Origin of the sequence: Rhizobium sp. 0TCS1.26, from assembly GCF_050455525.1 — a bacterium.
In the GTDB taxonomy this organism is placed as follows: Bacteria; Pseudomonadota; Alphaproteobacteria; order Rhizobiales; family Rhizobiaceae; genus Neorhizobium.
On the sequence record NZ_JBCIYV010000002.1, the window covers coordinates 810,477 to 834,578 of the forward strand.

Consider the following 24,102-nt stretch of genomic DNA (forward strand, 5'->3'; position numbering starts at 1 on the left):
CCGGTGCGGCAGCTTCCTCGCACGAAGAAGCGGCGGCCGCTTTCCCGTCCACGCCCTATGCCGTCAAAATGGCGATTGCAAGAGGTGGCGTGCGCGTTTCACCGACGGCCGGCGTAACGGCGCTCGACCGGCTGATGTTCCTGTTCCGGCACCGGCACCGCATTGGCCACCTGCTGGCGCAGGCGGGCGATACCCTGGCGCAGCTGGGCGATCTCCCGTTCGGGAGAAGCGGGCGCCGCGGTAGGCCGGGAAACCACCTGCTCCGTCTGGCCGGCCATGATGGCTGCCAGCAACTGCGGCAGCGGCCGATCCGTGACCTGCGGCTGGAGATTGGAGAGCAGAAGCTGCTCCAGCGAGCCTTCTGCCGCTTCGGACGTTCGCACTGCCTGGCGTTCCGGGAGCGCGGACATCTCGGCAGACAGCCGCTCCTCACGGTAGTAATCGTCGAAGGACGGCATGGCCGGAAGGCTGTTCACCTGCGGCTGTGCGATCTCAATCCGGCTGCGGGGGCTGTGCTCCGAAAGACCGGCAAGCGCCAGCAGATCGACGACCGGCTCTTCAATCTGCAACTCCATGGGCGGTGCGATCTGCGGGATCGCGAGAACCTCCGGTGCATCCTCGGCAGTCAGGTCCGCCTCGGGTTCTTCAATGCGACGCCCGGGCAGTGCTGCGCCGACAAGGCAGAGGCCGGCGACAGCGCCAGCCAGCGAGTAGAGCCAGGCCGGCAGGCCGGACGCGGTGGCCGCCGCAGGACTTGCGGCACTGAGGAAGCGGATCTTCTCGACTGCGGATGATGGATTGGCTTCGGCATCGCGCACGGCATCGAGGTAGGCCTTGCGGGCCGTCTCGAGCGACGTTTCGAGCGCCAGCTTGCGGGCGGCGGCATCGGAGACCGGCGCAGCGGCCAGCGACGCCTTCCGCGCGTTGGTCTCCTGCACCTGCGCCTGCAGCGCCGCCTCTTCCTGTTTCAGGCCACCGGTCATCTGCTTCATCGCCCGGGCGATCGACTGTTTCGCCTCGCTCTCGGCGGCAGTGGCGGCGATCAACCGCGGATGGCGCGGGCCGAGCTCGGCGGACAACTGGTCGATCAGCAGTCTTGCCTCGACATGCTTGCGGCGCAGCGTCTCGAGCCCAGATGCCTGCAGTTCTGCCGGCAGCGGCTTTGAAAGCACGTCATCGAGCGTCAGGTGCGACAGGATTTCGACCCGTGTTGCGGCATCCGCCTGCGCGGCCTGCAGCCGCTCGGTCTCGGCAGCAAGCGCTGCCTGTTCGTCGCGGACCTCCTGCAGTCTCTGCAGATCGGCAGGCGCCACGGCCAGCGCATCGATGTCGGACTGGATCTTTTCAAGATTTCCGCGGGCACGGGCGACCGCATCCGGCTCGCCCAGCAGCTGCTGATCATTGATGCCCTGGCTGAGCAACCGGGCCGCGGCATTGGCGATCTCGGAGGCGGCAAGCGCGTTGTCGCCGCGGGCCACGACAGCCAGTTGACCATTCTCCCTTTCGGCGACGGACAGCACGCCCGACAGCCGCTGCCGCTCGGTGGTCTCGCTGGCCGCGTCCGACAGATCCTGCCGCGACATGATCTCGGAAAGCAGGCCCATCGCCGTCGGATCCTCCACGGTGCGACCGGCGGCATCGACGAAGCCGACCTGCCTGGCGACGGCGTCGAGCAGCGCCGGAGACCGTAGCCCCTCCTCTGCCGCCTTCACGAGATCGGCGCGATCGGTATCATCCGCTGCCTGACTTGCCGGCGCGAGACGGGCTTCGGCCAGGTAATGGCGGGAAAGGTCGAGCGGCAGGACATGCGGAAGAGCGGCGCCAAACACGGCGGCCGACAGCAGCAGGACGGCGGCGATGGCGTTGCCGCGGCCACGCCCGACCGAAAGGCCGCGCGTTGCGGGCCTACCTGTCTTCATCCATCCGTCGCTCGAAGCAAGCATGCGCCCTACCCGCTGTTGCGAGCGCGCCCCGGCGCGCCTGTCATTTCTTAAGACAGGTTAAATTTCTTTGGCGAATAATTCGTTAATTTCCGCTGCGCGGTGGCGCTCGGCGCGTCCTTTTTGACAGCCGCCGCATCGAAGAACCGCCCGGCGAGCAGCGCCAGACCGTCGTGCCGGAACGACAGGTAGCGTTCGAGACGGATCCCCTCCTGCCAGTCGCGCGCATCGGCGATAACGACATCCGGCGAGGCAGCCTCCAGGAGTTCGTCGGCGGCGATCGGACGACGGCCGCAGACCGGTTCGGAGAGCAGCACTGTCGTCACCTGATGCCAGGGCGAATGCGCCATGAGCTGCCGGCTCGCCGTCTGAAGCCGCGCCTCGTCGGCACCGATCAGCGTGATCCGGCGCGGCGCCTCCATGAAGGTCAGCAGCGACGGTACGAAGCGGGCGGCATCGAACTCGCTGACCGGACGGCCGGAAGAGACCAGGCCGACGGCTGAAGCAATCCAGCGGCTGTCCGGCAGCAGGACACGGCCGGCCATGGCCTGCCGAAACCGGCGGTCGACAAGGCTGCGCAGGAGCTGACGCAAGGACAGGAACGACACGGTGCGACAGCCGACGCGGATGTCGGCCGCGGTTTCCAGCATCGAGAAGCTGTCGCTCCAGCCGAAGGCCGGGAATGGCAGCCCGAAGGCGTTGCGCCAGCGGCTGGAAACAGGCGTTGAGGTGATCCTCATCGGCTTGATCCGCAACCGGGTCGGATGCTCGGGCGGGCGCTCGATGATCTGCGCCAATGGAGTTTGGCGTCGTCTTTTGATGTCATGGTGGCAGCTGCTCGGCACGAATGATCTGAGCTGCACAGATATCAGAGACGCGTGAAACCGCGTTTAAGGCTCGGCCGAGAATTGGATGGGCCGCGTTCGCCCGGCGTTAACGACGATCGGCGGCCATCTGCCGAAAGTCAGTGACCGAAAGTCAGTGGCCGGTGCTTGCCGGCGCGTCGGCTGGCTGTCCCTCGACGATCTTCGTCGGGGAAATCTGCTTGCCGGCCGAGCGTTCGCTGTTGGCGCGGATATCGTCCTTCGACAGGTAGTCGAACCGCTCGACAAGCACGTCGAGAACGTAGTCGTCGCCGAATTTCTTGTTCAGCGTATCCTTGATGCCGCTGCGGAAGGCCTGCAGGTCGAAGGAGGCGGCATTATTGGGATCAACCATCTTGTTGCCGACGAGCATGGTGAACAGCTCGTCGGTCATCATCTCGGTGACCGGAAGATGCACGGTCTTGACCTTCTCCTTGTCCATCAGGAAGGAGATCCGCGTCAGGAAATAGCCCTGGACGTTGCCGTTCTTCAACAGCGGAACGTTGATCGACTCGCCCTTCACCAGTTCCGACTTCGCCTTCAGCAGAGCCGCCTCGTCCACCGGTGGCGGCGGAGCGGACATCTGTACGGAAAAGTAGACTGCGCCGAGCGTCACGACGCAGACCCAGAGACCGGTGAGGACGAGCTTGATCATCAGGATTCGCTGTAGAGGAACTGTTCTTGCGTGTAGGTGCCATCGCCGTCGGCATCGCGCACGGCGTTCTTCAGCAGGTCGGCCACGGTGCGCACGGCGTTGAGATGCGCTTCGACGCGACGGGCATTGAGCGCCAGCTTCGCCTTCAAGGCGTGCATCTGCTCGATGTGATTGGTGACGAATTCCTGCGGGCTGGCGCCGCGGAACAGCATGGTCAATTCGTAGAGGCAGCGGCTCTTGTGCGCGTTCGACACCTTGAGGTCGAACTGCGGATCCCTGCCGATGCGATCGTTCTCGTTGTCGATGATCATTTCCAGCCGGCCAAGTACCGTCTTGATGCGATAGTCGCTTGAGACAACGTCCATATCTTCCTCTCCCATTCTATTCGCCATCATGCCTGGCTGCGCTCGGTCGGCGCGAGATCAAAAACTTTTCGCTGAAAATCGTCGAGCATGCTCATTGCGCGATTGCGGCTGTCCTCGTCCGTCGCTGCGTTCGGAACTGCCTCGTTGCGCACCTTCTGCAGGGACTGAGAGTAGACCTGCTCGGCAATGCCCATGCCACCCTGTCTGGAAATCTGTTCGGCTATCTGCTCCGACATCATGCTCTGCCAGAATTCGCCGGCCGAACCCTTGCCGTAGACCTCTTCGCTATCCTTCGGCATCATCGAGTTGACGAAGTTCTGCAGGATCGAGGCTTCGAACTTGCGGTATTCTTCCGGCATCTCGGCCGACTTCACCGACTTGTCGTTGTGGCTGAGCTTGGCCTTGGATTCGGTCCCATCGAGCAGGTCGATGGCGGTCGCAAAGCCGGTGCCGGCAGCAGCAAGGCTGGTCGCCGCGAAAGCCGCGCGATTTGCCTTCAGCTTTGCCTGAGCGGCCTGAACGTCTTGGGGATCCGCTGCACGCAGAACGTCGAGCACGAGATCGCTGGGAGGAGAGATCGCCACTTGAGCTTCCTTTCGTCTAAGTGGCGAGACTATGCGGGGTGAAGCTTGCTGGAGGCTGGCGTCCGGCCTGATCGGTCGGTGGGCCGCCTGATTTTATCGAAAGCCCTTCGCCCCGCCACCCGACAGGGTGATGTCCAGGAGGTCGTAGATGGCGTTGTCTTCCTTCTCGCGATCCTCCAGATCGCGGGCATCCTTCATCTGCTCTTCCAGCCGGTCGCCCTTGATGCGCTCGCGCATGACGCGCGCCTCCAGCACCTGCTGGACGCCGGAAAGCTGCTTGTCCTTGATCATCAGGCGACCGAAGCGCTCGGAATAGTTCTGCGAGAACTGCATGTGCACGGGCGTCATCGAGCCGATGGCGGAAATCACCAGATCCATCGATTCGCCCAGCTCGCTGCGCTGCCGGGTGGTGGAGGCAAGCTCGCTCTCGGCCATCTGCTCGAGGTGCCGCTGGACGTCGACGAGGCGCTTCAGCTTTTTCGACCGAGGTTGTCCGCTGCTCGCCATGTCGCCTCAGAACGCGTTGAAGACAGGGCCGAAGCCATCGGCGAACTGCCTGACCATGGCACCGATCGCCAGGTACAGCATGAAGATGCCGCCGGTGATCAGGTAGGGCGTCGAGATGAAGTAGACCGGGATCTGCGGCGCCAGCTTGTTGACGAGACCGATCGCGACGTTGAACAGCAGGCCGTAGATGAGGAAGGGGCTCGCCAGGCGCAGCATGATGTAGGTCGAGGCGCGCAGCGTGTCGGTGAGCGTGATCAGCATCTTCTGCGGCTCGAGGACTGCACCGATGGGCGTTGCCGTATAGGAATCGACGAGCGCCCGGAAGACGATGTGGTGAAAGTCGAGGATGAACAGCAGCATCAGGCCGCAAAAGGAAATCAGGCTGGTGACGGCGGTTTCCGAGTAATCCTCGAGGATGTCGTGGCCACCGGGAGCGGTGAAGCCGATCGACATGGTCAGGATGGCGCCGGCGAACTGCAGGCCCATCACGTAGATGCGGGCGATCATCCCGTAGGTCACGCCAATCAGCGTTTCCGAAGCGATCAGCCCGACATAGGTGGCGGGCGGCTGCCCGACCTGCGGGTAGATGACATCCCACAGAACGGGGACGAGCGCGACCGACACGCCAAGCGCCAGGAACAGGCGCAGATTGCCCGGCACGCGGGCGCTGGAGAAACCCGGCATGGTCATGATGCACCCGCCTATCCTGCAGAAGGCCAGGAAGAGTGCCAACACGGTCCCCTGCGGGTCTGTGATCATGAGATGGAGCCCAGTATCTTGATATCGAGACCCTTGGCCAACTCGACGTGCGACAGGACCGGCAGCGTCGGGAACAGGCGTTCGATGATCATCCGCACGTAGGAGCGCGTTTCCGGAGAGGTGACTAGCACGAAAGGCGTGCCGCGGTCCATGAATTCGCGGATGACCTTGCTCGCCTGCTCGCTGAATTCCTCCAGCGTGCGCGGGTCGATGTCGAATTCCAGCACCTCGCCCTTCTGGTCGCGCTTCAGTGCCTGGTGGAAGAGCAAGTCCCACTTGCTGCCGAGGCGCAGGACACGCAGCATGCCGTTTTCGGCCAGATCGCCGCACAACTGCTGGGCCATGCGCACCCGCACATGCTCGACGATCTGCTCGGTCTTGCGCACATGCGGCGCCAGTTCCGCCACCGCCTCGAGGATGAGATGCAGGTTGCGGATCGAGACCCGCTCCGCCAGCAGCAGCTTGAGCACCGCCTGCAGACCGGAATAGGACATGTGCGACGAGCAGATCTCGTCGGCCAGCTTCTTGTACTCGGGATCCATGCGATCGATGAGGATCTTGACGTCCTTGTAGGACAGAAGCTGCGGAAGGTTGTTGCGGATCACCTCGCTCAGATGGGTGAGCACCACCGAGACGTTGTCGATCGGATGGAAGCCTTCGCGCTTCAGGTCTTCGGCGAACGCTTCGAGGATGGACACCGCCGGCATGCCGAACGCCGGTTCGCGGATCTCGTCACCCGGAATGCTGGGCTTGCGGCCCGAGCCGGTGACCACCAGGACGTCGCCGACGCGCAGGCTGTTGGAGGCGACCGTCGTTCCGTGGATGCGGATCTGGTAGGATTTTTCCGGGATCATGATGTCGTCGGTGACCTTGATCTCCGGAACGACGAAACCGTACTGGGTGGCGAACTTCTTGCGCATCTTGCCGACTCGGAACGCCAGTTCCTGATGCGCGCCGAGAAGCCGCGTCGACACCTGCTTGCCGAGCGCAAGCTCGATCTCGGCGGTCTTCAGCATCGACTTGACGGAATCCTTTTCGGCCTCCTTCGTCTGGGTGACTTTCTTCTCCTCGGAATCGCGGCGCAGCTGGTTTTCCGCTTCCAGGCGGCGCGGCACGAGCCAGGCGCCGAAGGCCATCAGGCCGCCGAGCACGGTGAACGGCAGGAAGGGAAGCCCGGGGACCAGCGCGAGGATGCCCATCAGGCCGGCGGCGACCGAGAGCGCGCGGGGATAGCCGCCGAGCTGGTCGAGCACGGCCTTGTCGGCCGTACCGGCGGTGCCGCCGCGGGTGACGAGCAAGCCGGCGGCGAGCGACACGACGAGTGCCGGGATCTGCGAGACGATACCGTCGCCGACCGACAGCTTGACGAATACGTCGGCCGCTTCGCCGATCGGCATGCCGTGACGGAAATAGCCGATGACGATGCCGCCGAAGATGTTGATGGCGGTGATGATCAGGCCGGCAATTGCGTCGCCGCGTACGAACTTGGAGGCGCCGTCCATGGCGCCGAAGAACATGCTTTCCTCTTCGAGCTCACGGCGGCGAAGCTGCGCTTCCTTCTCGTCGATGATGCCGGCGGAAAGATCCGCGTCGATCGACATCTGCTTGCCGGGGATGGCATCGAGGGTGAAGCGGGCACCGACTTCGGCGATACGCGTGGCGCCCTTGGTGATGACGATGAAGTTCACGGTGACGAGGATCAGGAAGACGATCACCCCGATCAGGAAGTCGCCCGACATTACCAGCGAGGCGAAACCGGCGATCACGCCGCCGGCTGCGTCATGTCCCTCATGCCCATGCGACAGGATCGTGCGGGTCGTCGCAATGTTGAGCGACAGGCGGACCATGGTCGAGATCAGCAGGATGGTCGGAAACGAGGAGAAATCCAGCGGCTTCTGGATCCACAGGGCCACCATCAGGATCAGCACCGAGAAGGCGATCGAGAAGGCAAGGCCGATGTCGATGAGGAAGGTCGGGACCGGCAGGAACAGAATGCACAGGATGCAGACGATGCCGAGTGCGAAACCGATATCGCGACCGTTCGGAGCGACCTTGGGGATCGCGAGAGCAGGTGGTTGTGCCATCGTATTTCCGTCTCTTCATGAGAAGGCGGCGCGACAGAGGTCACGCCAGTCAACCATCACGCTAGCCTGCGAAGCTTGTGCGAGGATGGCAGACGGAAACTGCCGGCCCTGATCGCTAGGATCAGAAGCCGGTCTGGACCCGCGAGAACACGAGGTTCGCGAAGATGGAGATCTGGCTGCCGATGAACGGCGCGGCCAGCCCCAGACTGAGCAGGATGGCGACGATCTTCGGCACGAAGGTCAGCGTCATTTCCTGGATCTGCGTCAATGCCTGCAGGAAGGCGACGCCGACCCCGACCACCATCGCCACCAGAATGGCCGGACCGGAGGCGATCAGGACCGTGCGCATGGCGGCCTGCATGATTTCCAGTGCATCGGCTTCATTCATGGAGCCACTCCTTGCCCGCTTAAGCGCGGGGCCCCCGACTCATTCGGGTGATTCGACAGGCCAGTTCTACCGGCCTGCCGGGGTCACGTCGAGCTTTCGCTCTGGGTGTCGCTCTGGCCGTCGGCCGCGGCCGAATCATCGGCAGCAGGTGTTGCAGCAATTGGCTTGTCCGAGACCACGACGCCGGCCTGCAGCAGGACCTTGTCGCCCCCTTCGGTCAGCGCGATGACGCCGTCCGAATAGACCTGGACTTCCTTGATCTTGCCGGTGACCTTGTCGTCGGCGCTCATGATGTACTTGCCAACGATATCGCCGGCGCGCGTCAGAGCTTCCGCCTGCAGCATGCTCTTCAGGTGGGTGTTCGTCTGGATGGTCTGCTCGACCTGAGAGAACGACGCCAGCTGCGACATCTGCTGGGATGCGTCCATTGGCTCCGTCGGATCCTGGTTCTTCATCTGCGCGATGAGCAGCTTCAGAAAGCTGTCATAGTTCAGGCTGGCCTTGTTGGCAGCATTGCTGGACGCTGCCGCATTGGCCCAGGGATTGGACGAGGCGGTGGCCGAGGTGACCGTATCTACCGCCATGGTGCAATCTCCCGGCGGATCTGCTCAACCGTCGCCGGCGTCATTTCCTGGTTGTTGAGGATGCGATCCTCGATGCTGTAGAGGCCGCGGATGGCCTTCAGCGCGTCGAAGGCCCGGCCGCTGACGACCATCGCGTCGATGCGCTTCAGTTCGGCCAGCACTTCCTCGTCCTGGAAGCAGGTGAGAAGCATGGTGACCGACTTGCGGAACATGGCCATCGACTGGTCCTTGCCCTCCGGGTTGATCAGCATCATCTGGGCGATGAAGTAGAGCTGGCGGAGCGGCGTCGTGGCGTCTTCGAGCTGGAGAACGTGGTTCTCGAGCAGGAAGGTGACGTCGTTGAGGAATTCCAGCGCCACCTTGCGGTCGACGCGCAGAACCGCACCGTTGATGAAGATTCTTTCGCCGGATTTCAGCGAGATGCGCAGCGTACTTTTCATTTAAGTCCATCCCTGATGATGGTGGTCACGTCGATGATGCCTTGGAAATTGTCAGACTGCCGCCGCCTGATCCGCTCGCATTCCTTCAAGATCCAGATGGCGATGGAGATCAGATTGGCACGTAGTTCGGTATTCAGTTCGTTTTCCGGCTGCCGGAGATCTTCGATGAACCGGATCCAGACGCGCCGGGTGTAGAAGAGAGCCTCGATGCTGGCCCGGGAATTGGGCTTGTCGTCTCGTGCCGCTTTCAGCAGCTCGATCGCACGATCAAGCGCCTGCCGTTCGCGGGTTTTGGCGTCAGCGACGTCATCGTCCATGATCTCGGCATATGAAAACTGGTACATTCATGTATCCTTCATTTTCATCGACTCCCTCTGGTCATCAAAGGTAGTTTATGAGGCTCAGCTGTTGGATCCGGGCGGTCAGCGTATAGGCCGCCTCGAGCAGCGACTTCAGCGAGTTGACCCGGGTGGCCGCCTCGTAGGGGTCCACCGATTGCAGATCGCTGATGCTGTTTTCGAAGATCGCCTTTTGGGCCGACAGCGAATCCGTTGCCTTGGTAATCCGTTCGCTCGACAGGCCGAGCTGCGTGCGCTGGCTGGAAATGCCGGCCGATGCACGGCCAATCGCCTGCTGCGCCCGTTCCGAGACGACGGCACGCGCCGCGTCGGAAACACCCGGCAGGAGTTCGATCGAAACCACCGCACCAAAGACGAAGTTGCGGAAGCCGCGGTCGTTGGCATTGACCGAGCTCTCGATCGTTTCGCTCGACGTGATGCGGGTCGTCATGTTGCTGTCGGAGGCCTTCGACCCGAACTCCTTCCAGAAGTCCTTGCCGTCACTGTCGGCCGGCTGCGGAGGGCTGGTGGTCATTTCCGTGCCGTTGAACTTCTTCTCAAGGTCATCAAGGAAGACGCCCATCTGGCTGGCCGACAGGTCCGTCTTCGAGGTTACCGGCGGCACCTGATTGGCCATGAAGTAGGTAAGCTCGGCATCGACGGCAGTCTTCAGAGCCGAATTTTCTTCCGAGTAGGAGGTCAGCGGCTTCACGTCGCTGTTCGTCCCGGCAAACAGATATTCGCCGGCGACCGAAGAATTGCCGCTGGAAATGAAGGTGTTGAGCGCCTGCTTCATGGTCGTCACCACGGCGTCGATGGTGGAATCACTGTTGGTGAGGCCTGTCAGCAGGCCGTTCACCGTCGTCACCTGTTCGGCCATCACCTTCAGCGCGCCTTCGGAGCTGTCGATGCGGGTCTTGGCGAGACCGTTCGCCCCTTGCAGACTTTCGATGCGCAGCAGGTCGCGGGTGAGATCCAGGCTGTGGGTGGTCGAGGATCCGAGCGCCACGCCCATATCCGCGTGCAGTCCCGTGGTGACCTCCAGATTGGCGGCCACCAGATCCTTCTGCGCCTTCTCCATGGCCTGGCGCAGGCTGTTCTGGATCGACAGATTGGAGCTGAATGAAGTCTTCATAACTTATCCTACCGAATCGAGCAGCGTCTTGATCATCTCGTCGATGGTGCTCAGCAGTTTGGTGCCGGCTTTGTACGACTGCTCCACATCCAGAAGCAGCGACAGTTCCTCATCGAGGCTGACCGAGGTGACATTAGAATACGCTTCGCTTGTGCGAGCCATGAGCGCCGTCTTGGTTTCGTCGGCGTTGGAAGCGGAGCTGCGCAGCGATTCGAACCAGCCGATCGAAGCCGTGGAGAAGCTGAGGATCGACTGCTGGCCGCCGATGCCGCTCTCGTCGGAGAACGTGTATTCGGCGGCTTCGAAGCTCTCGGCATACCTGTTCAGCAGTTCCGAATAGCCGCTGACGCCGTCACGGTTGGCGATGTAGGCTGCGCCGGCGATGCCGCCATCGCGGATCAGCGTCGGCTTGCCCGACGGCGGAACGACGGCCGAGCTGACGCTGATGCGCGTTGCCATGTCGTCGATCGGAAGTGTCGCGGGCGGTATCGGCAGGATGGGGTTCGCCTTGTCGTAGAACAGGCCTGCCGCATCCGCGAAGATGCCGTCCGGATCCTTTTCCTTGAACATGTCGACCAGTGTCGCGGCGATCTCGTCGAGCTGGCGCTGGTAGGTCGGCGCGACCTGGTCGCGGATCTGCAGCAGTGCCTGGAGCGAACCCTTGGCCGAGGTATCGCCGCCGTCGCCCGGCGTCATGGCGACGCCGTCGATGAGGACGGACTGGGTCGCTGCACCGGCATTGTAGGTGGACATCGGCTTCGAGGTGACGGTGCGCGGAATGGTCTCGAACAGCGTCGTGCCTTCCGACGTGTACAGCGCCATGTCGCCGTTTTCGCGGGTGACCGAGTAGATGCCGACGAGATCGGAAATCTTCTTCAGCAGGGCATCGCGTTCATCGAGCGCGCTGTTCGGGTCGTTGCCGGTCGAGGTCGCCTGGATGACCTTGGTATTGACCGTCTCGAAGCTCGCCAGCAGGGCATTGAGGTTGCCGACCTGCTCGTTGATCTTCTTGTCGGCATCCTGACGGATGGCCTGCAGGCCGGTCGAGGTGGAATTCAGCGACTGGACGAGATCCTTGGCGGCGGAGACGACGCCGGCTGCCAAAGTGGTGTCGGCAGGCTTTGCTCCGTACGAGCTCAACGTATCGCGGAAGGTGGAAAGGTAGGTGCTCGGCGAGCGGTCGTAGTTGCCGCCGCCGAGCAGATTGGCGATCTCCTTGGTCAAGCCGTCGGTCAGCGTCGCCTGCGCGCTTGCAGACGAGTTGCTTTCCAGTGACTGACGAAACAGGGCCGCATTTTCCTCGCGGTAGACCGAGCCGACGCGCGCGCCGTGCTCCGTCGATACGATCATCACGGTGCGCTTGTTGTAGTCGCCGTTCTGGACGTTGGAGATGTTGGTCCCGATGACCGACGTCTGACGTGCCGTATTGTTGAAGATCGACTGTGCCGTGGACCGTGCTGTGGAAAGCGACATCTAGTTTGCCTTTGTAGGGATACCGCTCGTTACCGCTTCAGGTTGACGAGCGTATCCAGGAGTTCCGAGCCGGTCTGGAAGACCTTGGAATTGGCCGTGTAATTGCGCTGCGCCTGGATCATCTGCGTCAGCTCCTCGGCGATATCGACATTGGAGTCTTCGAGCGCGCTGGAGAGGATCTCGCCATAGCCGGAACTGCCGGCATAACCCATGACGATGACGCCTGAATCCTGGCTCTGCGAGTAGACGTTGCCGGCCAGCGGCGTGAGGTTGTTCGGGCTCTGGACGTTGGCCATCGCGATGCGGTAGCTCGGGATCGACTGGCCGTTCTTGTAGAGAATGGAGACGATGCCGTCCTTGCTGATCTCGACCTTGTCGACCGCGCTGGCACCCTTGCCGTTGACGTCGCCGGTGATCGAGTAGTCCGCGCCAAGTTCGGTCAGCTTGCTGATGTCGATCGTCAGGGCGTTGAGCGTCGCACCGTCGATGGTCTGTTGCGTCGTCGATACCGATGTCGGGTTGGTGAGGACGCCGGAGCCGTTGAAGGTCAGCTGGTGGCCTCTTCCGTTGCCGTCAGCCGAGGCCGCCACGGATGTCACCGCACCGCTTTCCGAGATGCCGGAAAGGTCGATCGTCAGAGCCTCAAGCGTGCCGTTGGCCGTCAGCGTCAGTTCCGAGGGAGCAGCCGGCGAGGTCATCGCGCCGGTGGTCGCATCGAAGGTGACGGTCTGCGTGCCGATTTCGACCGCTCCATCATAGACCTTGAGGTCCCAGGTATTGGTGTTGGTGCCGACGTCGGTGCCGGTCTTGGTCATCTTGTAGGTCAGTTCGTGCGACGAGCCGTCGGTTCCGTAGGCAATCGACTTGAAGGTCGCAGCCGGCTTCGTCGTGTCGACCGGCAGGCTGTTGTTCAGCGTACCGGTGACAGCGCCGGTCGCCGACTTGGTCGGCGTGTTGCCGGTGATCGAGATGCCGTTGTACTGGACGTCCAGCGCCCAGGTGGTTTCGCTGGTCTTGGTGTAGACGTAGTTCAGCAGACGGGAATTGCCCTTGCTGTCGTAAGCCACGACAGACGACGACTTGGTGAAGCCGACGGCCTCGTTGACCGGCAGGTTGCCCTGCACGGAACCGCCCGTCGACGGAGTGGCCTGCAGGCCGCCGCCCTTGACGTTGATCTCGCTCAGGCCGACGAAGCCGTTGATGACGATCGTCGGATCGACGTTCTCTTCGTAGGGATAGCCCATCAGCGTGAAGCCGGCCGAGTTCATCAGCGTGCCGTCTGCCTGAGTGCCGAAATTGCCGGACCGGGTCAGGTATTCGGAACCGTCGGCGCCCTGGACGATGAAGAAGCCCGAGCCGTTGATCGCAAGGTCGGTCGGCGACGTCGTGTAGCTGAACGAACCCTGGGTGTTGATCGAATAGCGGACGTTGGTCTGGACGCCGCCCGAATTGTAGTTTCCGCCGGTCGACGGCAGGATCATGGACGAAAATTCGGTCGAAGCCTTCTTGTAGCCAACAGTGCTCGAGTTGGCGATATTGTCGCCAACCGTTCCGAGAAGGTTGGCCTGTGCGTTCATGCCGGAAACACCGGTGCGCATCGTTCCGTAAAGGCTCATGTCAAATCCTCGTTTTGCCTATGCGGCGACACTAGAGGGCGGGCCTTGCGTGAAACTGTCTGGTTCGACCTTTGTGGCCGTGCCGTGCCGCTGCCGTCGGCTCGGCAAAACAGGACGCCGGCATGGTCCGGGCAAAACAAAACCCCGGATCCGCTGGGGATTTCCGGGGTTCGACATGACTTGATCTTGCGTGGGATTGCGCCCCGACAACCAGGACTGCGTCAGTCCCAGTCGATGCAGTAGCCGAGGAAGCGCTTGGAATCGATCGGGTCGAAACCGAGCTTCTTGCGCAGCTTCTTGCGCAACTTGCTGATGTGGCTCTCGACGACGTTCTCTTCGACCTCTTCGTCGAAGATGCCGTAGATGGCGCTGAAGATCTGTGTCTTGGAAACACGCCGGCCGCGGTTGGCGACTAGGTATTCCAGGATGCGTCGCTCGCGGCGCGGCAGGGGAAAGATGTCGCCCTGAATTTCCGGGTCCCGGCCGTCGTCGAAAACCCGGATCGGGCCGATATCGACATAGTTGGTGATCGCCTTGATGCGACGGCGGATTGCCGCTGCACGCGCCAGGATCTCCCGGGGATGAACCGGCTTGCGCACCACATCGTCGACGCCGCTGTCGAACAGTGCCAGTGTCGCTTCCAGCGAAGGATGATCGCTGACCGCAATCACCGGTGCCGTGGTCCGGTCGCGGATTGCCCGCGGCAGCTCGAGCGAATGATCGCTCTGACCGATCAGGAATGCCTCGACCGCAGCGATATCCGTATCGGCTGCCGCATGCACCCATTCGCCAAATTCACGAGGGTCAAACCCCGTGGAGGGTACACCCTCTCGTCCAAACAGTGAGGTGTAACCCTCTTTCACGAGCTCACGCTCATCAACCACTACGATCATTCGTCCGCCTCCGAATCAGTGTGGTACCTCGATGGACTATGGGTACGAATCGGAGGAGTCAGCGACAACTCTACAAAGTTAACTATACATTTTAATAGTTGATTAAGGTTTGCGTCCCGATTTGCGCTAGATCTAGTGGGTACCGCGACGAGACCGCACATTTTTCCGGTGGAAAAGTTAACACTGCGTAACGAAGCGCTTGCAGCGCCTCATTTTGGACAAATCAGCGCAACCCGAACACCCGACAATTAACGACGTGTGTCAATCAATCTTTGGTTGCTTTACTGGCAGAATTGCGAGGCTGTTGGCGTCCACTTTCCGTAGCCCGTGGCGACCAGATTGGCGATGACGCGGCAGACATACTGCTTCTGTGCCGGGTCGTTATTGGGCCCTGCATGGTATCTGGCGACGGCCATCGTCCAGGTCTCATGCTTGTCATGAAGGTTGCGCAGAAATTTCGCGGCATATTCCACGTTGCGGCGGGGATTGAGCATGTCCTCCACGGAGGTGAAATTCTCCCCGTGGAAGTGCTGATTGATCTGCATGCATCCGACGTCGATCAGCTTGCGGCCTTCGGTGCGCGCGGTCCGGAAGGTCTGGATTGCCGCTGCCGGGTCCTCCGGAAAATATGCCTTGCCCTCGACGTTCAGCGCCCACGGGTAAAGGCTCCCCTTGCGGCCGGTCTCCGCCAGACCGACCGAATAAAGGATGCCTTCCGGGATGCCGTACTTCGACGCTGCGGACTGAATCTCACGCTCGCAGGCGCCGGCTGCCACCGCCCTGGCGTCAGAGGTAGAGATCACCAGAGCGAAGACCGCCAGCATTGGCGCCAGGCCGACCATCCATTGCAGTCTCATTCTCAGTCGTCCCTGATGCATTTCTGGAAGAGGATTGGCCAGATGACTGCCCCTGCCCCTGGCCACCACCCGCGCCATCCGGCTGCCGCTCGGAGCCGAAGGAGCGCTGGCCCTGATCGGATTGCTGTTGCTGCGTCTCCGACTGGCTGGAAGCGACGATGCTGACGCTGACCTGGTCAACCTGGAAGCCCTGCGATCGGAGCGCGTCGAGAATGCCGCTGCTGTCTTCCGACAGCTGCTGATGCGCCGCACGGTTCTCGACGGTCAGGTGCACGCTCAGCTCCTCGCCGACGAGCCTCAGGGTCGCTGTGACCTTGCCGAGCTCGATCGGCGTCATCTGCAGCTTCAGCGTATTGACCACCTGGCCGGTGCTTGTCTGCGTGGCGGCGTTTGAGAGCGCACTGCCCGGCTGCATGGCATGTGCCCATTCGCCATCCTGCGCCATCGCCGAAGTGAGCGCCGCGCCGTTCTGCGACTGGCTGAACCCGAGATAGCGACGCGAATCCAGCACGACCACGCCCTCGGCCGCGCCGCTCGACGAGCGCGATGTTTCGAAGCTGGTCTTTCCGTCCCTGTCTGCGCCGACGATCATGTCCATCGTCGCCCGGCCTTCGCGGGTCGAGGAGAAGCGGAATGTCCTGGCATCTGTCGAAAGGTCCGCCGTCGTCGCCTCGGCGCCGAGCGACAGGGCCGGAGCCGGCAGATCGTCATGCGCCAGCGTATCGCGGATCTTGCCGACGGATGCGCCGCCTTCGTTCGCCGATGCCTGGCGGGTCGACTGGGCCACGCTGCGGGCGAGCGTCGGCTGCATGGCGCCGCCGAGCATGCCGAGCATCGAGCCCGCATCCCCGGCCGCCGACAGCTGAGCGCTCCCGTCAGACGTGTTATTGAGAGCCGCCTGATCTGCGGGCTGTTGGCCGGTTGCGCTTCCGGCATCCTGCAGGCTGGCGCCATGGCGCGTGCGGCCGGGACCGTTGAGAGCAGCGGCCGCAGCCGTTGCATCGCCCTTTTGTCCCTTGCCCGTCGCCCGCACCTGTTCAAGCAGTGCCGCTTCGCCCTGCGACTTGGCCGACATCGACGTCTCGCGGACACCGAGCGCTGCCGCTCCAAGGTTCTTCACGCGATTGACGAAGGCCGAGAGCCCGCCGACGTCGGCAGCCGCTTCCGGCAAGGTGTTGCCCATCGTCGGGTCGAGCTGGCCGGCTTCGAGGGCGGCGGTCGTGTCGGGTGTTGCAACGACGACGGTGGTGTCGCCCCTTGGCATAAGGCCATTCGCCGCACCGGAGGTCTGCGCCGTTCGGCCGGCCAGCGTCCCGAGATCGAGGCGCGACTTCGAGCTCGAAGCGCTGCCGCCGCTTTCGCGCGCCGCATCGCTTTCGGCTTCGTCGTCGGACCTGCGCCCGTCCTGGCCGCCGTTCTCGAGTTCGTAGCTGGACATCGTATCGCTAAACCCGCTGCCGGCCTCGGCGCCGCTTCGCGACGCGGACGGACGGGTGGTGGATACGGGGGTGGTGTCTCCCAATCCCGGAGTGAACATGATTATTTCTCCTCCCTCAACAGGTCGTCGATGGCGCTCAGGTTCGAACGGCTTTTCTCGACGAAGGTCGTGAAGGCCGGATCAAGTTTGTTGGCGCTGTCGGAAGCCGGCACGACCCCGGCCTTGGAGCCGGTGGTCTCATTCCCCTTGACGGCCGAAGTCTCCTCGGCACTGATCTGATTTGGCAGACTGGACCGCTTGTCTTGCTCCAGGCTGTCTTGCCCCTGGACGGCCTGATCCGGAGCGGCAGACGGCGGGCGCATCACCTCCTCGGCGACCTGCTGAGCCGCGGCGCGCAGAGCGCGATCCTCCGGCGAAAGCTGATCGGAAGGCACGTCCCCCATCACCTTCAGGGCGTCCGCAACGTCACCCTGCGACAGGCTGGCGACACCACTGTAGAGCCTGGCCACGTTGCCGGATGCAGCACCCGGATCGCCGCCGCGCTGGCGTGCCCGTTCGGCGGCCAGCTGGGCTAACTCGCCCTTGCCGTTGATCGTCGCCTGCCGGGCGATGCGCAGATAGATTTCGCGGGCGCGGTCATCGTCCATGATGTCCAGCGCGCCCTCAAGGTCCTCTTGCGAGATTTCGCCGTAATGCTTGACGACCAGCCCGACGAAAAGATCTGCGAACTGGCTGGCATAAGGCGAATGGATGAAGCGCCTTGCATACCGTCGGGCAAACAGGAATGCCTTGTCGGGCATCTTCACATCGATGGCGATGGCGATCGAGCGTCGCAGCGCCGCCTCCTCGACGATTGTGCCGGGCGCCATGAGGCGGGCCCAGTCGTAGAATTCGAGAGCCCGCTTCGGCTCCTTGGCAACCATCACGTTGCCGGCAACCAGCGCCAGGTAGGGGCCGACTCGCTGGCTGCGGTATTCCGGCGTCATCGCCGCGAGCGTATTTGCCACCAGCAAGCCGCGGCCGTTCAGGTACTTGCGCAGGACGTCGGCGACGCGGTTGTCGAAATTGCCGGAGACGTCCTTGGAGACCAGCAGTTCGAGCGTCGCTGGATTGCCGCCGCTCATTGCGTAGATCAACGCCGCATCGACGTTGCGCGGGTCATCGAAAACACGCGGATCGGCGACGCGGAACTTCCTGTCCAGCTCGCTCAGCATGAATCGCTGCATCTCGCCGGCGGAATGATCGCCCATGACAACCGTGTCCTGGACGAACTGCAGCGACCTCAGCATCTGGTAGGGTTCGAGGCTCTCGGTGACCGCCTGGGCAAAGGCAGCCGGCGCCGCCGAAGCGAACACTCCGGCTGCGGCCAGAAAAAGCAGTCGATGCCGGATCCGCCGTGTCATCAGATCTTGTTATCCTCGAGCAGGATCTCGATGCGCCGGTTCTGATCCGCCAACGGCTGATCCGGAACCTGCAGGCGCCGATCGGCGTAGCCGGAGATCTGGCTGACGCGGGTCTCGGTAAGCCCGCCCTTGACCAGCATGAAATAGGCGCTGTGCGCACGAGCTGCCGACAGGCGCCAGTTGTCGTTGGCAACACCCTTGAACTGACGGGCATCGGTATGACCGCGGATTACGATATTGCCGGGTCGGTCCTTGAGGATGGCGCCGATCTTCTCCATCGTCATCACCAGTTCCTTGCGCGGTACAGCCGATCCGAGGTTGAACATCGGCGTCTGCGACTGGTCGGTGACGGTGATCAGCATGCCACCCTCCGTCGGCGTGACGATCAGCCCTTCGGCAAGCTTGCCGGGGATCCCCGAAATCTGCTTCTCGATCTCAGCCTTCAGATCGTCGGCCGCCTTCTGCTGTGCAGCAACTGCAGCCGTATCCGCCTTGATGCTCGCGGCGTCCGGTCGCGGCTGCGGCACGGCGACGGCGACCTCGGTCGCATCCGGCTTGCCGGCGGTTTCCTGGCCGGAAGAAGCCGCGATTTTAGTAGCCGCGGGATCGACCGGCGCGGGAGACATCGGCGGCAGCATTTCCTGCGGCGTGGCACTCGCCTCCTCGACCGGCGGCACCTGAGCCTGCGCCGTCTTCTGGCCGTCGGCACGCGTCACCTCGACCTGCTTCGTCCAGAAGTCGGGATCGAAGGGATCACGGTAGGCTTCGCCGCCATCGGCACCGGTTGCCGGGCCGGAGACGCTGGCACCGCCCTCGCCCTTGGCGCTGACATTGGCCTGCTGCCCGACTTCCTGGGCAATCTCGGCAAGCACCGAGTACGGGTTTTCGAAGAAATCGGCCTCGGAGTAGTTGGACTGGTCGCCGGAGCTGGAGGTCATGTCCTCGCCGCTTGCAGCAGACGCGCCGACCTGCTCGTTCTCGGCCTTGACCTTCGAACGTTCCTTGCTCTCCTGCCCTTCGGCCGCATCCACGGGCTTTTCCAGGCCCTTCTTGGCGGGCGTCTCGTCGGACAGCTTGATCGGGTTGAAGTAGCTGGCCACCGATGCCTTTGTTTCCTCGTTGGCGGCGTTGACGAGCCACATGACGAGGAAGAACGCCATCATCGCGGTCATGAAGTCGGCGTAGGCGATCTTCCAGGCACCGCCATGGGCGCCTTCGTGACCACCGCCATGCTTCTTGATGATGATGATTTCGTTCTTGCCGTGATGGTGGTTCTGTTCGCTCATCCGAGTACCTTCTTGAGGCTGCCGGCCCAGGCGGACATCCGCGTCACGAGCACCGCCTCGTCGATGTCGACCGAGATGTCGAGATCCGTCGTCTCGATGTGCCGCAGGTCAGGCGCATTGTCGCCGAGAGCCTTCTTCAGGGTCTCGAACAGCGAGGCAGGCGCTTTCACGGTCAACTGCCCGACGCTTCCGTCCTGCATGACCGTCCTGATCATCGCGGCCAGCTTCTGTGTCGCCTTGGTGGCCAGTGCATCCTGCATCACCGGAGCGAGCACCGCGGCCAGCTGATCGGAAACGATCGCGGCGATCCGTTCGGCAGCGGCCGCGTAGCCGGCTTCGACGCGCAGCAGCGCCTCGCTTTCCAGCGATCGGCGCAGTGCCGCGATCTCCTCGGCATGCCGTCTTTCAATTTCGACGCGCTCGGCTTCCCAGGCGGCCCGTGCCGCGGCCTCGGCTTCCACCTTGCCTTCGGCAAAGGCTTCGGCCCGCTCAGCCTCGACGTCGACCTCGACGCTCGGCAATAACGGCGCCGGCTCGAACGAGAATGACGAGCCAAAATCCTCTTCGGCAAGAATGGTCGGCAGCACGCGCGGGGCGCTGAAGTCCTTCAGGTACCGTGCCAGGGGTGCGGTCATCGTCCAGCTCCCGAGGCGGCAGTGCGGCGCCCGATCCGGTTCGCACGGGTTCGTCGCTGTGAAAATCGACAAGTCGGCGCGGCGATCATTGCACTGTCCTGATTGATGTCCGGAAACACGCGAAAACCATCCTTGCGGAAAGAGCGTGAATATGTGCCGATCCTAGGCAACCAAACTTGTGCGAAGGTGAAGAGATTGGACCGCGAAAGGCAGTTCGCGGTCCAATCCGGGGCAGACCATTGGCGGCGGCCCTCCCCGAGCCGGAAAACCCTTACTGCTGGAACAGCTGCAGGATGTTCTGGGCGTTGGTGTTGGCGATCGACAGCGCCTGGATCGCCAGCTGCTGCTGCGTCTGCAGCGCCTTCAGCCGGGTCGATTCCTCGTTCATGTCGGCATCCACGAGACGGCCGACGCCCTTGTCGATGGCGTCCATCAGGGTGGAGACGAACTCTTCCTGCATGTCGATACGGCTGGTGACCGCACCAAGCGTCGAGGCGGAATCGGTCAGCCCCTGCAGCATGGCTTCGACAGCCTTCAACATGCCGGCCAGCTGTTCACTGGTGGTGCTGTCGTCGATGGCAATCTCTTCCCCTGCCGGTCCGGTGCCGGCATCGACGTCCAAGAGGAAGTAATTGGCCGTCGCCGTACCACCTGCACCGTCAGGCTGTTCGACCTCCCAATCCTTCGTCAACAGGCCGCGGCCAGCATCGAACGTGTCGATGAGGATAGAAGCGCCGGCATTGTACTCAAGAGTGGTCAGCGAGATCGAACCATCGGCCGCACGATTGAAAGAGGCGACGATGTTCTTCATGCCCGCGCCCGCCTCACCGGCATTGAAAAGCCAGTTCTCGCCCGAGAACGACGCCGATTCAGCGATGGAGGACAGCTGATTCTTCAGCTCCTCGAGTTCCTTGTTGATCTTCGTCTTGTCGACGCCCGGCTCGGAGGCCGCGGTGATCTTCGACTTGATCTCGTCGACCACCTTGATGGCCGATTCGAGACCCGTATAGGCGGTATCGGTCTTTGCCGCGCCGAGGCCAAGCGCGTCCTGGACGGTGCCGAGGGCCTTGTTGTCGGAGCGCATGGTCGTTGCGATCGACCAATAGGCTGCGTTGTCGGCAGCGGTCTCGACTTTGTAGCCGGACGAAATGCGGTTCTGCGTCGTTTCCATGTTCTGGTTGACAGAACGAAGCGTCTGAAGCGCTGCCAGAGCGCCGGTGTTGGTAATGATACTGGTCATCTAAGAAGTGCCCCAGAGGAGTGAAGGGACATGCCGGAGCTCAACCGGCAACGCTGGGTCGCATCATGCGTGCAAGCGACGGACTTCTTCCGACGCTCTCCGGCGTTCTTAAAAAACGGTCTCGGCAATAGGCCCGAAGCCCGCGGTGACGCAGGAACCATTTCTCAAGATGCATTAGAGCGGCTTTAGCCTGCGCGAAGCTGGTGGTTTTGCGCATATACGAAAAAGGCCGCGCACGGGGCGCGGCCTTTCGAAGGATCGGGTTAGGCGTTAGCGGCTTAACGGAAGAGCGACAGGACGTTCTGCGAGTCGCTGTTGGCGATCGAGAGAGCCTGGATGCCGAGCTGCTGCTGCGTCTGCAGAGCCTTGAGGCGGGTCGATTCTTCGTTCATGTCGGCGTCAACCAGCTTGCCAACGCCCTTTTCGATGCTGTCCATCAGGTCGGCAACGAAGTCGGTCTGCATGTCGATGCGGCTGTTCAGTGCACCGACGTCCGAAGCGGCGTCCGTCATGTCCTGGAGAACGGCGTCGACGCCCTTCAGAGCAGCCGACAGGTCACCGGCGGTCATGTTGCTGATGTCGAGGGTCAGAACCGAAACGCTGAGCGATGCGGAGGAGCCGGTGTCGGTGTTGTAGGTGAGGTTGCTCGACAGCAAGCCCGTGCCGTTGGTGACGTTGGCGCCCGAAGCGTTGACTTCGATCAGCGACGAGTTGTTGGTGTCGTATTCCAGCGTCGTCAGGCTGACATTGCCCGATGCGTCGCGGTTGAACGAACCGACGATCGACTGCGTGCCAGCACCGGCGGAACCCGTGTGATAAACCCAGTTCTCGCCCGAGAAGGATGCCGACTTGGAGATCGAAACGAGCTGATCCTGCAGCTGCGTGATTTCCTTCTGGACCTTGTCCTTGTCGACGCCCGGCTGCGAGGCAGCGGTGATCTTTGCCTTGATTTCGTCGACGACCTTGATCGAGGATTCAAGCGCCGTGTAGGCAACGTCGGTGGTTGCCGCGCCAAGACCAAGAGCGTCCTGAACCGTGCCGAGAGCCTTGTTGTCGGAGCGCATGGTCGTTGCGATGGACCAGTAGGCTGCGTTGTCGGAGGCGGTCTCGACCTTGTAGCCCGACGAAATACGGCCCTGCGTCGTTTCCATGTCACTGCTGATGGAGCGCAGCGTAGAGAGTGCTGCGATCGCAGCGGTGTTGGTCAGAATGCTCGTCATTGAAACTGCCCCTTGTGCAGGCTGAAAATCAGGGACATTCCGGTTGCTATCCGGCAAGGGGTGCTACGCATCATGCCCGCCTCGACATCTATTCCGCCGAGAGACGCACCGCTTGAGTGAGATCAGTTAACCCTAACCTAGTTAATGAACGGTAAAGCGAAAGCGCTTTTAGCCTCAGACATTTAGAACTGCAGTGAGCACTGCGGCGCTTCAGAAAGAAGGCCCCGGCCGGTGGCGGCTGCCGGCCCGGCGACGGCCACCGTCTGCGCAAACGAAAATCGCGCCCCCCGAGGGGAGCGCGATCTATCATTGCTGACGTGGCTGTTTCGATCAACGGAAGAGCGACAGGACGTTCTGCGAGTCGCTGTTGGCGATCGAGAGAGCCTGGATGCCGAGCTGCTGCTGCGTCTGCAGAGCCTTGAGGCGGGTCGATTCTTCGTTCATGTCGGCGTCAACCAGCTTGCCAACGCCCTTGTCGATGCTGTCCATCAGATCGGCAACGAAGTTGGTCTGCATGTCGATGCGGCTGTTCAGTGCACCGACGTCCGAAGCGGCGTCCGTCATGTCCTGGAGAACCGAGTCGACGGCCTTCAGGGCGTTGGAGAGTTCGCCGGCGGTCATGTTGCTGATGTCGAGGGTCAGAACCGAAACGCTGAGCGACGCGGTGGAGCCGGTCTCTGTTTCGTAGCTGAGGTTGCTCGACAGCAGGCCCGTGCCGTTGGTGACGTTGGCGCCCGAAGCGTTGACTTCGATCAGCGACGAGTTGTTGGTGTCGTATTCCAGCGTCGTCAGGCTGACATTGCCCGATGCGTCACGGTTGAACGAACCGACGATCGCCTTGGTGCCGGCAGCATCGGTGCTGGTGTTGTAGACCCAGTTCTCGCCCGAGAAGGATGCCGACTTGGAGATCGAAACGAGCTGCTCCTGCAGCTGCGTGATTTCCTTCTGGACCTTGTCCTTGTCGACGCCCGGCTGCGAGGCGGCGGTGATCTTCATCTTGATTTCGTCGACGACCTTGATCGAGGATTCAAGCGCTGTGTAGGCAACGTCGGTGGCTGCTGCGCCAAGACCAAGAGCGTCCTGAACCGTGCCGAGAGCCTTGTTGTCGGAGCGCATGGTCGTTGCGATGGACCAGTAGGCTGCGTTGTCGGAGGCGGTCTCGACCTTGTAGCCCGACGAAATACGGCCCTGCGTCGTTTCCATCTGGCTGCTGATCGAGCGCAGCGTGGAAAGCGCAGCAGTTGCAGCGTTGTTCGTGAGAATGCTGGTCATAGCGATATAGTCCCTTTTGACTGAATACTATTTGGGGACATACCGGATTTAACTACCGGTGATGACGTCTGGCTTCATGCCCACTCGGTTCCAGATTTCCTGGAAAACCAAACCCGTCATGTGAGGA

General features: G+C 62.3%; 24 protein-coding genes. All 24 read right to left on the minus strand.

All coding sequences use genetic code 11. The annotated features are described in order from the left end of the window. Window positions 1-98: 98 nt before the first annotated feature. The 24 genes from AAIH46_RS11120 to AAIH46_RS11235 all read right to left on the minus strand — a co-directional run bounded on the left by AAIH46_RS11120 (window position 99) and on the right by AAIH46_RS11235 (window position 23,975). Window positions 99-1,919, minus strand: coding sequence for a hypothetical protein (locus tag AAIH46_RS11120; protein ID WP_430305921.1), 1,821 nt, complete (start codon window positions 1,917-1,919; stop codon window positions 99-101). A 71-nt stretch (window positions 1,920-1,990) separates the two neighbouring features. After that, window positions 1,991-2,680 (minus strand): hypothetical protein, encoded by a 690-nt coding sequence (locus AAIH46_RS11125; RefSeq protein WP_430305922.1) that lies wholly within the window; start codon window positions 2,678-2,680, stop codon window positions 1,991-1,993. A 238-nt stretch (window positions 2,681-2,918) separates the two neighbouring features. Further along, window positions 2,919-3,458, minus strand: a complete 540-nt coding sequence (locus AAIH46_RS11130; protein WP_430305923.1) for a hypothetical protein — start codon at window positions 3,456-3,458, stop codon at window positions 2,919-2,921. After that, window positions 3,458-3,823, minus strand: a complete 366-nt coding sequence (locus AAIH46_RS11135; RefSeq protein WP_430305924.1) for a hypothetical protein — start codon at window positions 3,821-3,823, stop codon at window positions 3,458-3,460. Before AAIH46_RS11135 ends, AAIH46_RS11130 begins: the two co-directional genes overlap by 1 nt. Before the next feature lie 26 nt (window positions 3,824-3,849). Beyond that, entirely contained in the window at window positions 3,850-4,407 is a 558-nt protein-coding gene (locus tag AAIH46_RS11140; RefSeq protein WP_430305925.1) for a rod-binding protein, read from the minus strand. A gap of 93 nt (window positions 4,408-4,500) precedes the next feature. After that, window positions 4,501-4,914, minus strand: coding sequence for a hypothetical protein (locus tag AAIH46_RS11145; RefSeq protein WP_430305926.1), 414 nt, complete (start codon window positions 4,912-4,914; stop codon window positions 4,501-4,503). Window positions 4,915-4,920: 6 nt separating this feature from the next. Then, the gene (gene fliR, locus AAIH46_RS11150) at window positions 4,921-5,673 is read right to left on the minus strand and encodes a flagellar biosynthetic protein FliR (RefSeq protein WP_430305927.1); all 753 of its coding nucleotides are present in this window, start codon (window positions 5,671-5,673) and stop codon (window positions 4,921-4,923) included. Then, window positions 5,670-7,757 (minus strand): flagellar biosynthesis protein FlhA, encoded by a 2,088-nt coding sequence (gene flhA, locus AAIH46_RS11155; RefSeq protein WP_430305928.1) that lies wholly within the window; start codon window positions 7,755-7,757, stop codon window positions 5,670-5,672. The genes fliR and flhA overlap by 4 nt, the downstream gene beginning before the upstream one ends. A 121-nt stretch (window positions 7,758-7,878) precedes the next feature. After that, the gene (fliQ, locus tag AAIH46_RS11160) at window positions 7,879-8,145 is read right to left on the minus strand and encodes a flagellar biosynthesis protein FliQ (RefSeq protein ID WP_430305929.1); all 267 of its coding nucleotides are present in this window, start codon (window positions 8,143-8,145) and stop codon (window positions 7,879-7,881) included. An 83-nt stretch (window positions 8,146-8,228) separates the two neighbouring features. Further along, complete coding sequence (flgD, locus tag AAIH46_RS11165) at window positions 8,229-8,729, minus strand: flagellar hook assembly protein FlgD (RefSeq protein ID WP_430305930.1); 501 nt, start codon at window positions 8,727-8,729, stop codon at window positions 8,229-8,231. After that, window positions 8,720-9,169: a flagellar biosynthesis repressor FlbT gene (flbT, locus tag AAIH46_RS11170; RefSeq protein WP_430305931.1), complete on the minus strand. Its 450-nt coding sequence runs from the start codon at window positions 9,167-9,169 to the stop codon at window positions 8,720-8,722. Before flbT ends, flgD begins: the two co-directional genes overlap by 10 nt. Next, the gene (flaF, locus tag AAIH46_RS11175; protein ID WP_430305932.1) at window positions 9,166-9,513 is read right to left on the minus strand and encodes a flagellar biosynthesis regulator FlaF; all 348 of its coding nucleotides are present in this window, start codon (window positions 9,511-9,513) and stop codon (window positions 9,166-9,168) included. The genes flbT and flaF overlap by 4 nt, the downstream gene beginning before the upstream one ends. Before the next feature lie 37 nt (window positions 9,514-9,550). Further along, complete coding sequence (locus AAIH46_RS11180; RefSeq protein WP_430305934.1) at window positions 9,551-10,642, minus strand: flagellar hook-associated family protein; 1,092 nt, start codon at window positions 10,640-10,642, stop codon at window positions 9,551-9,553. Window positions 10,643-10,645: 3 nt separating this feature from the next. Continuing rightward, window positions 10,646-12,115, minus strand: a complete 1,470-nt coding sequence (gene flgK / locus AAIH46_RS11185) for a flagellar hook-associated protein FlgK (RefSeq protein ID WP_430305935.1) — start codon at window positions 12,113-12,115, stop codon at window positions 10,646-10,648. 29 nt (window positions 12,116-12,144) lie between these two features. Then, on the minus strand, window positions 12,145-13,731 hold the full coding sequence (locus AAIH46_RS11190; RefSeq protein WP_430305936.1) for a flagellar hook protein FlgE: 1,587 nt from the start codon (window positions 13,729-13,731) through the stop codon (window positions 12,145-12,147). A 221-nt stretch (window positions 13,732-13,952) separates the two neighbouring features. Next, window positions 13,953-14,624: a winged helix-turn-helix domain-containing protein gene (locus AAIH46_RS11195; protein WP_430305937.1), complete on the minus strand. Its 672-nt coding sequence runs from the start codon at window positions 14,622-14,624 to the stop codon at window positions 13,953-13,955. A 281-nt stretch (window positions 14,625-14,905) separates the two neighbouring features. Continuing rightward, the gene (locus AAIH46_RS11200; RefSeq protein ID WP_430305938.1) at window positions 14,906-15,466 is read right to left on the minus strand and encodes a transglycosylase SLT domain-containing protein; all 561 of its coding nucleotides are present in this window, start codon (window positions 15,464-15,466) and stop codon (window positions 14,906-14,908) included. After that, on the minus strand, window positions 15,411-17,018 hold the full coding sequence (locus AAIH46_RS11205) for a flagellar hook-length control protein FliK (protein ID WP_430305939.1): 1,608 nt from the start codon (window positions 17,016-17,018) through the stop codon (window positions 15,411-15,413). Before AAIH46_RS11205 ends, AAIH46_RS11200 begins: the two co-directional genes overlap by 56 nt. A 2-nt stretch (window positions 17,019-17,020) precedes the next feature. Beyond that, on the minus strand, window positions 17,021-18,322 hold the full coding sequence (motC, locus tag AAIH46_RS11210) for a chemotaxis protein MotC (protein WP_430305940.1): 1,302 nt from the start codon (window positions 18,320-18,322) through the stop codon (window positions 17,021-17,023). Further along, entirely contained in the window at window positions 18,322-19,608 is a 1,287-nt protein-coding gene (locus AAIH46_RS11215; RefSeq protein WP_430305941.1) for a MotB family protein, read from the minus strand. Before AAIH46_RS11215 ends, motC begins: the two co-directional genes overlap by 1 nt. Next, entirely contained in the window at window positions 19,605-20,243 is a 639-nt protein-coding gene (locus AAIH46_RS11220) for a hypothetical protein (RefSeq protein ID WP_430305942.1), read from the minus strand. The genes AAIH46_RS11215 and AAIH46_RS11220 overlap by 4 nt, the downstream gene beginning before the upstream one ends. 271 nt (window positions 20,244-20,514) lie before the next feature. Continuing rightward, window positions 20,515-21,483, minus strand: coding sequence for a flagellin (locus AAIH46_RS11225; RefSeq protein ID WP_430305943.1), 969 nt, complete (start codon window positions 21,481-21,483; stop codon window positions 20,515-20,517). A 278-nt stretch (window positions 21,484-21,761) separates the two neighbouring features. After that, complete coding sequence (locus AAIH46_RS11230; protein WP_430305944.1) at window positions 21,762-22,703, minus strand: flagellin; 942 nt, start codon at window positions 22,701-22,703, stop codon at window positions 21,762-21,764. Window positions 22,704-23,033: 330 nt separating this feature from the next. Beyond that, window positions 23,034-23,975, minus strand: a complete 942-nt coding sequence (locus AAIH46_RS11235; RefSeq protein ID WP_430305945.1) for a flagellin — start codon at window positions 23,973-23,975, stop codon at window positions 23,034-23,036. Window positions 23,976-24,102: the final 127 nt, after the last annotated feature.